This window comes from Jiella mangrovi (genome assembly GCF_017815135.1).
Classification (GTDB): Bacteria; Pseudomonadota; Alphaproteobacteria; order Rhizobiales; family Rhizobiaceae; genus Jiella; species Jiella mangrovi.
The window spans coordinates 1-8606 of record NZ_JAGJCF010000032.1 but is presented as its reverse complement, the minus strand read 5'-3'; the positions used below and the strand labels follow the sequence as shown (position 1 = coordinate 8606).

10 protein-coding genes are annotated in these 8606 nt (G+C 55.4%); 4 read left to right on the top strand and 6 right to left on the bottom strand.

What is annotated here, in order from left to right:
- Positions 1–339: 339 nt before the first annotated feature.
- Positions 340–723 (bottom strand): hypothetical protein, encoded by a 384-nt coding sequence (locus J6595_RS22270; RefSeq protein WP_209597948.1) that lies wholly within the window; start codon positions 721–723, stop codon positions 340–342.
- Between the two features lie 124 nt (positions 724–847).
- On the opposite strand from J6595_RS22270, the gene J6595_RS22265 reads away from it, so the two are divergent.
- A complete protein-coding gene (locus J6595_RS22265) occupies positions 848–1660 on the top strand; it encodes an NYN domain-containing protein (protein WP_209597944.1) in 813 nt (270 codons plus the stop codon).
- Between the two features lie 184 nt (positions 1661–1844).
- Here the strand turns inward: J6595_RS22265 and J6595_RS22260 are convergent, their stop codons facing one another.
- The 4 genes from J6595_RS22260 to J6595_RS22245 are packed head-to-tail and all read right to left on the bottom strand — an operon-like array spanning position 1845 to position 4598.
- Positions 1845–2309: a hypothetical protein gene (locus tag J6595_RS22260; protein ID WP_209597942.1), complete on the bottom strand. Its 465-nt coding sequence runs from the start codon at positions 2307–2309 to the stop codon at positions 1845–1847.
- Positions 2306–2842, bottom strand: coding sequence for a hypothetical protein (locus J6595_RS22255; protein ID WP_209597939.1), 537 nt, complete (start codon positions 2840–2842; stop codon positions 2306–2308). Before J6595_RS22255 ends, J6595_RS22260 begins: the two co-directional genes overlap by 4 nt.
- A complete protein-coding gene (locus J6595_RS22250) occupies positions 2842–4320 on the bottom strand; it encodes a type IV secretory system conjugative DNA transfer family protein (protein WP_209597937.1) in 1479 nt (492 codons plus the stop codon). The genes J6595_RS22255 and J6595_RS22250 overlap by 1 nt, the downstream gene beginning before the upstream one ends.
- The gene (locus J6595_RS22245; RefSeq protein WP_209597934.1) at positions 4317–4598 is read right to left on the bottom strand and encodes a hypothetical protein; all 282 of its coding nucleotides are present in this window, start codon (positions 4596–4598) and stop codon (positions 4317–4319) included. Before J6595_RS22245 ends, J6595_RS22250 begins: the two co-directional genes overlap by 4 nt.
- A 149-nt stretch (positions 4599–4747) precedes the next feature.
- On the opposite strand from J6595_RS22245, the gene J6595_RS22240 reads away from it, so the two are divergent.
- The 3 genes from J6595_RS22240 to J6595_RS22230 all read left to right on the top strand — a co-directional run bounded on the left by J6595_RS22240 (position 4748) and on the right by J6595_RS22230 (position 7324).
- Positions 4748–5260, top strand: coding sequence for a hypothetical protein (locus J6595_RS22240; protein WP_209597931.1), 513 nt, complete (start codon positions 4748–4750; stop codon positions 5258–5260).
- A 350-nt stretch (positions 5261–5610) separates the two neighbouring features.
- On the top strand, positions 5611–5967 hold the full coding sequence (locus J6595_RS23015) for a plasmid mobilization protein (RefSeq protein ID WP_209597928.1): 357 nt from the start codon (positions 5611–5613) through the stop codon (positions 5965–5967).
- Complete coding sequence (locus J6595_RS22230; protein ID WP_209597926.1) at positions 5939–7324, top strand: relaxase/mobilization nuclease domain-containing protein; 1386 nt, start codon at positions 5939–5941, stop codon at positions 7322–7324. Before J6595_RS23015 ends, J6595_RS22230 begins: the two co-directional genes overlap by 29 nt.
- Here J6595_RS22230 and J6595_RS22225 read toward each other — a convergent pair.
- Entirely contained in the window at positions 7321–8349 is a 1029-nt protein-coding gene (locus tag J6595_RS22225) for a replication initiation protein (protein WP_209597924.1), read from the bottom strand. The two genes, J6595_RS22230 and J6595_RS22225, sit on opposite strands and share 4 nt — an antisense overlap.
- Between the last annotated feature and the right edge of the window lie 257 nt (positions 8350–8606).

The window sequence follows — 8606 nt, the reverse complement described above, 5'->3', positions numbered from 1 at the left end:
TGCCGATTTTCTCCCCCTGAATCGGATCAAGCATTTGATTCATTGATGAAAAGCAGGGGGGAACACCATTATAAGAACACGAGAACACACAGCAGCTTGTGGAACGCACTGCCTTCAAGGTGAGAAGAAAGACCCCCGACCCAATACGCGAGCCTGCCATGACGACCGGAACGATCAACGGCTTCGCCGTCCTTCGCTATCGCTACGGCCCTACGGGTGACAGTTCCGGCCTTTCATGACCGGATGGAGCCATCGGGACGAGGGGCATCAGAATTGCCGCGCTTTGCGCGGCTTCGATTCCGGCCTCCGGCCCGGATCGAACAAGGGGCATATAGATTTTTAGTTGTCTTTAGTAACAAGAAGCCACCTACCAGTGCCGCTTCCTGTCTTTATAAGGCCGTTTTTTTTCATTCGATGAAGATACGATCTAAATGTTGTATCTTTTAGATCGAAGTTTGTATTTCTAGCTTCTGAAAGAAGCTTTCCTGTCGTAACCTCTTTAGAATTTTTCTTAAGCGTATCAATTATTGAGCTTTCGGCTAAATGTCTATTATGGCTGTTTTTTCTGGAGACATCAGCTAGTCCTGTTCTTTCAGCTCTAGCTTTTGCCAATTGCCTCTGTAATGCAAATTTTTCCGAATTTAATTCTTTTATCTCAGACTCAATTCTTTCGAGTTCTGAAATCAAACGCTTTTCGAAATACGTGAGATCGTCGGTGAGCATGTGTTGCATTCCTATTTTTGCAACAAATAGCACGTTGAAAGCTCTCAGAAAATCATTATATATCAGTTGGTTATAGGGGTTGACGAAGCCCTCTGAATATGGTAGAACATTCGAAGTTCTTCGCTTGTTCTACCATATTGTTGCGCTTTTGAGAAATTGGCGTTGCAATTTTTGTGGTGATTGCCTATCATTTAATGAAACCCACCTACGGCGTGCCGTAGGCTCAAAAGCCACCTTGGAGCGATCCAAGCGTGGCTTTTGCTTTTTGGGAAAAGAAAAATTTATGAGAACCTTCATTTATGTCGATGGATTCAATCTTTACCATCGAATGCTGCAAGGCAACGGCCACCTAAAATGGCTGAATTTAAAAGAATTATCTGAGAAGGTTCTTAGGCCTGAAAATGTAGTTTCAAGAGTTAACTATTACACTGCTCGTGTGTCAGCTAGGTTAAATCCAGATGGTCCGAAAAACCAACAAAAATACCTTGATGCACTAGAAACTGTTCCGGAAATAAAAATCCATTATGGAAATTTTCAAGTAAACAAAAAATATTCTCCATTGGTGCCATGTCATCCAGACGTAAAACCTATTTTTCAGCCGTGGCCTAGTGTTGTTCGTGTAATAAAGACAGAAGAAAAAGGCAGCGATGTAAATCTGGCGGCGCATTTAGTCAGGGATGCGTTTCGCAACGCTTTTGACGTCGCAGCTGTTATTACAAATGATACAGATTTAGTCGAGCCGATCAGAATCGTAATCGAAGAGCTACAAAAACCAGTGGGTATATTATCGCCGGTAACGAAGCCAGCCAAAGACCTTAAAGACGTAGCTTCATTTCTTCGATTTATACGCCCGGCACAGGTGTCACAAAGCCAATTTCCAGACTCGATCCACAGGCCGAATACGACGCCAATCGTGAGACCATCAACATGGCTTTGATGCGGGTCGAAATTTAGACCAGAGACCTCAGACAAAAGCTCTGCAAGCCATAGGCTCCGAGAAATGCGGCTAAATGCCTTCCACGGCCTTTAAATGCGGAAAGAAGCCTAGGCGTGAATAGATCGAGTGACGCGAGATTGATGGCCCGCCATTGGTTCGAGGGCCATCGTCGTGCCTGTTCACGCTATTTCCCAATCAGCTTTTGACCTGAACCACTGCCGATACGGAGTTTTGAAGAGCCAGAGCCGGGAGCCGTTTTCCTCGCGGCGAAACTTGATACCTTTCCCTCATACACTGCCGTTTGACCGCAATGCGGGCAGGTTTGTTCAGTGCCCGTCCCGATTTTGCAAAACCACCCTCCGCACTGGCAATGACAGGCGGTTACGGTGGCGCAGTACGGGCAAGACCTTGAAGTATCTGTGGCAACAAGTCGTTTGAACGGAATATCCTCAAGCGCAACTTCGCCCGGTGGCGAGCCGGGCAGCGCATCGGGCAGCTTGCGCGTGTTGCTGATTGTCGCCACGCCATCCCTAATGGTGATGTCCTCGCAGTAGTACCGCCCGGCTTTCGCACACAGGACATTGCGGCCTGTGTAGTAGGTGGGAATTTGGCCCTTATAGGCCGCTACAAAGCGCTTGAAGAAACTCAACTCGTCCCCTTTCGCTCGCGGTAACGACGCAACGCAGCCCGCGCGTTCGCTTTCTCGCCTTCCGTGGCTGCCGTGTTATTGATGATATTCAGGAACTTCTCTTCGCGCGGATCAATGGAATGATCGCGCTGCGGAGCAGGGTCCGGCTCAAAATCGCGGTCAGGTGCTTGGTCCGGTGCATCTTTCGAAAAGGCCGCGACGAAAAGCGCGGCGCTGACCCGAAAAAGAATGACTGGCAGGTCAATGACAATCCCGCGCACGATGGCGATGAACAGCGCGAAAGCGGCCCCTGCCGTCCAGAGGGCGGCATTCACGATCCCGGCCACCATCATCATTGCTAGATCATAGGCTAGAACCAAGCCTCTCATGACAACGAAAGCCGCAACCGCGACGATCACAGCCGTCATGAATGATTGAGCAAAGCCTAAAAGAGCAAAATCTTGCTTGCTTAAAAGGCGAATTACACCGCCCATCAGTCCGAAGACTGCGGCAACCCTGATCAAATCTTCATTGTTGCGCGGATCAATATCCATCAGGTTCTATAGGGGTTTGGATCGACGATTTTTCGCCAGCGATCCCGCCGAAAATACGGGATCAGCTTGGCGCGGATCGCGTGCTGCATCCCGCCCCGGACGATGATTTGGGACCACGGCTTAAGCCCCCGCACCTCATCAGGCCGGATGAGCGGTTGACCGACGTCGCCAATTCCCCCGGAACTGGCTGTATTTGCGACTGAACGTTGCCCGCAGAGGTCCGAAACATACCGCTGCATTTCCGGCTCCTCGACGGCGAAAAACTGCTTCACCGTGGCGAGGCCCATCAAGTTCTTCATGCCTGCCTCGCCGTACAAATCCGGCGCGGCCATCGAGGCGTAAGTTTGCGTGAAAAGCCACGCCCGCAGCCCCACCTTTCGGAATTGCTGCAACTGGCTTTGCAGGTCCGGCAGAAAGCCCAGCGAAGGGGCTTCATCAATCAGGAGCGTGACGGGCCGACGCGGCCCCGGCTTGCCAATGGCCGATCCGAACAGGCCAAGCAGCATGTTGAGCCACGGCGCGGCCTCATTCAGCATCGAGGGCGGAACCAGCAAGAAGACCGTCAGATTTTCCCGCTTGAGCCGCCGCAGGTCGAGGCCGTTCCGCTTCACATGCTCACCAAGCGGCGTAGACGGGGCATAGCGTTTTACCGCCAGCGAAGCCTTGGACCCAATTCCCGCCCATTGCGGCGGCGCTTTAGCGATAATGTCCGCATATTTTGCTGCTTTGGGACTTAGGGCCGGGTGGCCTGCATCTTCGATCCGTTCGAAGCGCATCTGTATGCGCTTGGCTGAATCGTGGATCACCTCAAACAGAAACGGCAGATTGTGCAGATCAGGCGGATCGAAAAGTAGGATCGAGGCAATCAGGAGCGCCAGCACTTCCGCTCCTTCATCGTTCCAATAGGAGCCGGAATCCCGCCGATCCGTGACCATTAGAAACCGGGATAAGGCCGACACTTCCGAAACAAAATTCGGGTCGTTCGGATCAAGGACCGAGAACGGGTTAAAGCCGTCATCCGGCATCGATAGGCCCGTATCGGCGGCAAAGACCGAACCGAATGGGTTGAGGTACACTACCGGGCCGATCTCCGCGCGGCGGCGGCCCGTCATGGCCGCGAGTTCGCCAGACGGATCGGTGACAATCACCGATCCTTGCACGAGGTCGCATAGAGCTGGGACGACGAGGCCGGAGGATTTGCCGCCGCCCGTCCCGGCAATCGTCAGCAAATGCCCTTCGGTGTTGTGGTAGAGATCACGCCGCAGCAGGCCCCCAAAAGCCCGCCACTGGCCGAGGAACAAGCCTCCCGGCTTGTCCATCTCATGCTTTCGAAAATCCTTTGGTCGTGCCCACCGTGCCGAACCGAAAGCGCGGCGGCGAAAGAGCCACCGCCAGTTTAAGCCTTTTTGACCCATCAGGGGCGCGATCAATGTTCCAAGGCCGAGCGCAACCAATCCCCAAAAAAGCGCTCCGGTCATCCGAACAGGCTATAAAGCAAGTCTGTTTGCCCCCCGAGAGTTGCCGCGATCCCAGCAACTAGAAGCACAAAGACCGCAAATTTCCCGGCGGATTGCAACCCTTTCCAGATGACGTGCCAATTCCACACGGCAAAGGCAATCATCGCAAAGCCGACATACTGCCAAAGGCGAAAATCCTTGTCGCCAGAGGCATTCAGGAAGGGATAAAGCGGATCCCATAGGTGGGTTAGGTAGTAGCCATATCCCGCAATCGCGAGCATGAATAAGGCGCGTCCCATGTGGACAGTTTTTCCATTTTTGCTTGGGATTAGGGTTCGATTAACGATATTTTAGAAGCTTCTATAGAAGCCTTCGGAGTGATGTTCGAAGGCTTCGAAATCATACTTAGAAGGTTGCGATAGAAGGTTTCGAAATGCCCGAAGTTAGAATGTCCCTTAGTGAAGCCGCCGACCTGTTAGGCTTGAAGCCTAATAGCGTTCGGTCCCGCTATAAAGCCGGACATATCCGGGGCGAGCGCGACAATCAGGGAAAAATATGGGTCTGGATCGACCCGGAGGACGAGCCTTCGAAATCCCCTTCTTCGAAGGTTTCGAGGTCGGATAAATTGAAGGCCGCTTCGAAACCTTTTATCGAAGCCTTCGAAGCTATGACGGCCCATATTGAAACCCTCAAGGGTGAGCTGGCAGCGGCCCGGTCCGAGTTGGACGAGCTACGCCCGAAGGCCAGTCGATCAGATGTCCTCGCCGCCGAGCTTGAGAGCGCAAAGAAGCTGATCGAGGCCCATCGAGCGTTTGCCGACGAGGTGAGCCACAGCCGCGACGAGTATCGCCAGCAGGCGAGCGAGACCCTGCAACGTCTGATCGAGTTGACCGAAGTCGCCAACGAGCGGCGCGGTCTCCTGTCTTGGCTCCTTCCGTCCAAAAAGTCGCGCGCCTCGTAAGGGGCGGGCGGACTTGTCCGACCGCCTTCCCCCGCGACCATTCAGGCCCCGCCCAACTGTCACCCGAAGGGCCGGAGCGGTAGCGGAGGACGGCGAAGCCGTTGACAGTTGGGCGGGGCCTGAATCACCTCAAAATAGCTAGTGCGCCAGCCTTCGAAGAAGGGTTCGAACGACTAGTTTCGAGCTTGAATTTCGAAGGTTCGAGCCGTGGTTAATGCCGCTTTAAGGGGGGCCCATGTAGACTGGACTTTTATGAATAGCCAGATATGTTTTTATTGACATAAAAACTCTGGCCAAGGTGGGGCTAACACCCCCCTTTGGGAACCCCCCGCAGGAGGCAGCGGAACGGCATGGCACGACCGAGAAAATCGCCGGATGACCTCCGGGACGTTCGAACCGTCGTGCTTCTTACGGAAGCCGAGCGGGCCGAACTGGAGAACCGCGCGAGCGCGTTCGGATTGCCGATGTCGGAGTATGTGCGCCGGCAGGCGCTAGGCCGCGCCATGCCGGCGACGAAAGCCGCCGAGGCGCATCGGGCGAAGCTGGCCACGGCCCTTTTGCGGATCGGCGTCAATCTCAACCAAATCGCGAAACATGTGAACGCGGGAAGGACGGCGCCCTATCATCTGCCTGATCTCATCAACGAGATCAGGGGCCACGTCACACGGCTGACTTTCCATGAATCCGGTCAAGATCGGAGTCGGTAAAAGCTTCAAGGGGCTGGCCGCGTATCTGCTCCATGATACCCGCGATGCCGGAGACGGCTGGCGCTACGTCGAGCATCGACAGAGCGCCGAACGGGTAGGCTGGACCCAAAGCTATAATCTCGACGATGCGGACCCGGAAAAGGCGTGGCGGCTCATGGCGGCGACCGCCAAGAGCGCGGACGCGCTCAAGGCCGCTGCCGGGATTAAAAAGGGCAAAACCCCAGTCAATACGGCCTATCATTTCTCGATCAATTTCAGTCCCGACGACAAGACGGACGAGCGACTTGAGCGCGAGGCCGTAGCCGGGGCGCTAAAGGCCCTGAAGCTCGACGGGCATCAGGCCCTTGCGGTGCGCCATACCGACACCGAGCACGCCCATATTCACGTCATGGTCAATCTCATCGACCCAGAGACGGGCCTTTCGGCAGCATCGAAGCAGAACGGTAAAGCGGCGATCCTTTCCAACGACACGCGCCGCCTGTCTCAATGGGCGCAGAAGTTCGAGCGCGAACATGGGCTGAAGGTCGTAGAGGGGCGGCAGGCGAACGCCAACAAGCGCCAGCAGGGCGAGAAGGTGGACGCCAAGCGCAAGCCCCGGAATGTCTATGACCGGGAGAAGCGCGAAACGAAGGACCGCCGCGCCGACTTCATCAAGGTTCAGATGAATGATGCCGCCGCAAAAATCGCGGAGCGTGGCCGCGATCTGAAATCCCAGCACCACGACGAGATGACCGCGCACCGGGAAGCCTACCGCCAGCGGCAAGGCGCAATCCGGGACGAGGAAGACGAGGCAATCAGGGCCGCGATCGACAAGGTGAAGGCCGACCGCAAAAAGTCATGGTCCGCCATGTTCATGCGCCAGCGATCGGAGCGAGCAGATTTCGAGCGCGGCGAAAAGACGATGATCGGCCGGATCTGGCACGCCGCGGCCGTGGTGAAGGAGCGCGCCCAGCATGAAGATCTTTTAGGGGGCTTCGTCGCGGCCTTCTCGAAGGAAAACCGCCTTGCGATCATCGAGCGGCGGCATCTCCGCGAAAAAAACGCGCTTTATAAGGACGTGCGCAAAGACATACAGCAGGCCATCCGTGTTGCCCGCCTCGATCTAGCGAACGACAAATACACCGCCCGCCGCGAGTATTTGGACGAACGCGCCTCCCTCAAAGCCAGGCAGGCACAGCAGCTCGACCAGGTGCGCGACCTTTGGCGCGAAGCCAACAAGACCCGGCAGGCCGAACTAGACCCGCAGGCCCGCCGAAACGAGCGCAGCCGCCAGCGCGATCAGGGCCGGGGTATGACGTGGGAGCAGTGGGAGTTATGGCGCGGCGAAGATCGAGGCCGGGGCATGAAGCCGGACTAAGCCGCCCTTAGCTCCTTCTGGCGCTTGCAATATCCGATAAAGGCCGCGTCTGCGTTTTTCGGCGGGTTGCCCTTCTCGGCCTGCTTGTGGGCATGGGAACGCCAGCGCTCGAGAAGCGCGTAATAGTCCCAGCCTTTCGAAATAGCGATTTCCCGCGCGGTCTCTTCGGCTTTGGCAGAAATGTTGAAGCGTTCGCCCTTGTGGGCCGCGCGTTTCAGGCGGCTTTCGACCATCTTCCGCCCGTCCGTTTTGGTCAGCTTAAACACCAGCTCGTGGTAGTTTCGGCCTTTGCGGATCGGCTCATATTCGACCGTGAAGCCCGCACCCAGCGGGTCCGCGTTGATCTGATTGACTGCTGGATCGATCACCCATTTCCTAAGGTCTTTCCAATTGCCGTAAGCTTCCTCTGGAACCTTCAGCCAGCGGCGAAGATCAGCAATCGTCACGCGACACTGACCGTCCCGCCTGTTCGCGAAACCCTCAAGGATTTCGTACAGCGTGACAGCGTATTTGCCGGACAGCTGAATGAGGAAATGAACCCGTAGCCGTGCGAAACGCAGCGGCTCCTTGATGAGCGGGATCAGCGGTTCGGGAAACCCGAAATGCAGCTCGTTTCCACGTCTGCCCTTGCGCGGCACGGTCGCCCAGAAAATGCTGGTGATCGTGTCATAGACTTCCTCACCGAAGGTCGTTTCGAACTCGACAGTCGTCTTGGAAAGCCGCTTCGCGCTGTTCCAAATCCATTCGGTTGAGTGTTCCCCGCCGAGCGACCGAAACACCGCGTTGATGTCTGAAATCTTGAGCGAGTGACCGCCCCGTTGGCCCAGCTCGTCAAAGGCCGCATGGAGCAGGAAGGTCCATAGCTTCCGGTCGCGGGCTGTGAACGGTCCCTCGATGTTGGTGATGACGACCTGCAACGGCACAGGCACCGTTGCCGGGTCTGCCACATCGAGCAGCCACGGGCTGCCCGTCGTTTGGATACCGGACAATTCAGTTTCGGAAAAAAGGGATAGCGAATCGGACACAAAAGGATTCTGGCATATCGCCATAAGGGGAGAAAACAAAAAATCGCCTCTCCCCTTTTAGGGGGCAAAAGGATGCCGATTTTCTCCCCCTGAAGCCTTGTGGACAAATCGCCGATTTTCTCCCCCTGAACGCCTATTCTCTCCCCCTGAACCGGCCTGTTTTGCCGATTTTCTCCCCCTGAATCGGATCAAGCATTTGATTCATTGATGAAAAGCAGGGGGGAACACCATTATAAGAACACGAGAACACACAGCAG